This is a genomic window from Caulobacter sp. D5 (assembly GCF_003185805.1).
Lineage (GTDB): Bacteria > Pseudomonadota > Alphaproteobacteria > Caulobacterales > Caulobacteraceae > Caulobacter.
Window position 1 is genome coordinate 1 of record NZ_QHJY01000518.1, and the last position, 2730, is coordinate 2730.

Here is a 2730-nt window from a genome sequence, read left to right on the forward strand (position 1 = left end):
CTCTCCCCTTGCGGGAGAGGGTGGCCTCCGAAGGAGGTCGGGTGAGGGGTCTCTCAAACCTTGAAGCCGCGTGCTGCCGCCAGGCCGGATCAGGCCTCCGACTTCTGAGAGACCCCTCATCCGTCGGCCTTCGGCCGACACCTTCTCCCGCAGGGGGAGAAGGATCATGCCTAGCCTCGCTCGCCCGCCTCCCCTACAGACGGGTTCCACGGAACCCGCCATGACCGCCTACGCCACCGCCGAAATCGCCCGCCTGGCCGAGCGCCTGCTCGATCGCAGCCTGCCCAAGGAAGAGTGGACCCACGCGGCCCACCTGACGGCGACGCTGCGTCTCGTCCGCATCCGCGATGCGGGCCTGGAGCGCGACCTGCCGGGGATCATCCGCGCCTATAACGAGGCCGTCGGCGGGGTGAACGACGACACCAGCGGCTATCACGAGACCATCACCCAGGCCTATCTGGCCGCCATCCGCGCCTTCGCCGCCGCCCTGCCGGCCGGCACGGACGACGCCGAGGCGGCCGCCCGCCTGCTGGCCACGCCGCTGGGCGACAAGGCCTGGCCGCTGGGCTTCTGGTCGCGTGAGCGCCTGTTCAGCGTCGCCGCCCGCCGCGGCTGGGTCGAGCCCGACCTGGCGCCCCTCGACCACGCCCCGCCGGAACAGGTGCGGTGACCTTCATCGTCGTCCTGGCCCTGCTGGCGGCCAACCTCTTCTGCTTCATGCTGTTCGCCCACGACAAGGCCGCCGCCGTCGAGGGCGACCGTCGCGTGCCCGAACGGGTGCTGCTGCTGTCGGCCTGCCTGGGCGCGGCGCCCGGCGCGCTGCTGGCCCAGCGCTGGCTGCGCCACAAGACCCGCAAGCAGCCGTTCGGCGCCTGGCTGGCCCTGATCGTCTTCGCCCAGGCCTGCATCGTCGCCGGCCTGGTCGCCCTGGCCTTCCAGCGCGGCTGAGCCTTCCGACAGCGATTTTCGGCGCCATCGCCGGCCTTCATCGCCTATCAAAACGGCCATGACCGCTTCGACGACCGCGCTCACCACCGACCGCCTTCTCACCCTGCTTCGCGGCAAGACGCCGATCCGGCCGGCCGACGCGCTGAAGGGCGGCGGCGGCGCCCTGCTGGGCCTGCTGTTCGCCGGGGTGCTGGGACGCTTCGCCGTCGGCGGCGGCGACTGGCTGCATCCGCTGCTGGTGGCGCCGATCGGGGCCTCGGCCGTGCTGGTCTTCGCCGTGCCCGCCAGCCCCCTGGCCCAGCCGCGCGGCGTGATCGGCGGCAATGTCGTCTCGGCGCTGATCGGCATCACCGTGGCCCTGCTGCTGCCGGCCCAGCCGCTGATCGCCGCGCCCCTGGCCGTGGGTCTTGCCATCGCCGCCATGGTGCTGCTGGGCTGCCTGCACCCGCCCGGCGGCGCGGTGGCCCTGATCACCGTCATCGGCGGCCCGGCCGTGACCAAGGCCGGCTATCTCTTCGCGCTCAATCCGGTGGCGGTGGACTCGATCCTGCTGGTGCTGGCCGGCATGGCCTACAACCGCGCGGTCGGCCGCTCCTATCCGCACAAGGCCCCGGCCCCGCCGCCCAACCCTCACGGCACGGCCGATCCGGCCCCCGCCTCGCGCATCGGCTACAGCACCGGCGACCTCGACAAGGCCCTGGCCCGCTACGGCGAGCTGCTCGACGTCAGCCGCGAGGACCTCGACGCCCTGTTCCGCGAGGTCGAGATCGAGGCCCACCAGCGCCTGCACTCGCAGATCCGCTGCGGCGACGTGATGTCCCGCGACGTCATCCGGCTCGACCGCGCCCAGTCGGCCGAAAGCGCCCTGGCCTTCCTGCAGAGCCACGACCTGCGCGTCGCCCCGGTCGTGGACGAGGAGGGCCGCGTCATCGGCATGGCCCGCCGCGCCGAACTCCAGGCCAACCGCCGCCGCACCGTCGAAGCCGCGCTCGACCCCTTCGTCCACCGCGTGCGCGAAGGCACCCCGATCGCCGCCTTGCTGCCGATCCTCTCCAGCGGCCAGACCCACGAGGCCATGGTCGTCGACCGCGACCGCAGGCTGGTCGGCGTGATCACCCAGACGGATTTGATCGCCGTGCTCTACCGGGCGCACATCGTCGAGAGCGTGCTTTGACCCCTCTTCCATAGGGAGAGGGTTCAAGAAGGGCGCGGCTTTCGTTCCTTAAGCCGCCACTCTTCGCCGCCCCGCCGACCGTCCCAGCCGGAACCGCCCCACCAGGGCCTCCAGCCGCGCGCCCTGCCCCGCCAGGGCCTGGTCGGCGGCGCGGGCCTGGTCGACCATGACCAGGTTCTCCTGGGTGAAGCGCTCCATCTCGGCGACCTCGGCGTTGACCGCCGACAGCCCTTGCGCCTGCTCGCGCACCGACGAGGCGATGCGGGTGGCGGCCGCGTCGATGCCGGCCATGCGGCCGGCCACGCCGTGCAGGGCCGAGCCGGTGCGCTGAACGAGGCCCACGCCCGCCTCGACCCGCACGGCCGAGGCGCCGATCAGGGTCTTGATCTCCTTGGCGGAACCGGCCGAGCGCTGGGCCAGGGCCCGCACCTCCTGGGCCACCACCGCGAAGCCGCGACCGGCGTCGCCGGCCCGGGCGGCCTCGACCCCGGCGTTCAGGGCCAGGAGGTTGGTCTGGAAGGCGATTTCGTCGATCCGGCCGACGATGGCGCCGATCTGGCGGGCCGAGGCGTCGATCTCCCCCATGGTGGCGGCGGCCTGGGTGACCA

General features: G+C 72.9%; 4 protein-coding genes. 3 read left to right on the plus strand and 1 reads right to left on the minus strand.

The window, feature by feature from the left end; translation table 11 throughout:
• Positions 1–220 precede the first annotated feature (220 nt).
• The 3 genes from DMC18_RS24705 to DMC18_RS24715 are packed head-to-tail and all read left to right on the plus strand — an operon-like array spanning position 221 to position 2122.
• Positions 221–670, plus strand: coding sequence for a hypothetical protein (locus DMC18_RS24705; RefSeq protein WP_110118161.1), 450 nt, complete (start codon positions 221–223; stop codon positions 668–670).
• Positions 667–948, plus strand: a complete 282-nt coding sequence (locus DMC18_RS24710) for a DUF1294 domain-containing protein (protein ID WP_233245151.1) — start codon at positions 667–669, stop codon at positions 946–948. Before DMC18_RS24705 ends, DMC18_RS24710 begins: the two co-directional genes overlap by 4 nt.
• Positions 949–1006: 58 nt before the next feature.
• The gene (locus tag DMC18_RS24715) at positions 1007–2122 is read left to right on the plus strand and encodes an HPP family protein (protein WP_110118162.1); all 1116 of its coding nucleotides are present in this window, start codon (positions 1007–1009) and stop codon (positions 2120–2122) included.
• Between the two features lie 48 nt (positions 2123–2170).
• On the opposite strand, the gene DMC18_RS24720 is transcribed toward DMC18_RS24715, so the two are convergent.
• Positions 2171–2730: methyl-accepting chemotaxis protein (locus DMC18_RS24720; protein ID WP_233248288.1), on the minus strand; the 560-nt coding region annotated here is incomplete at its 5' end.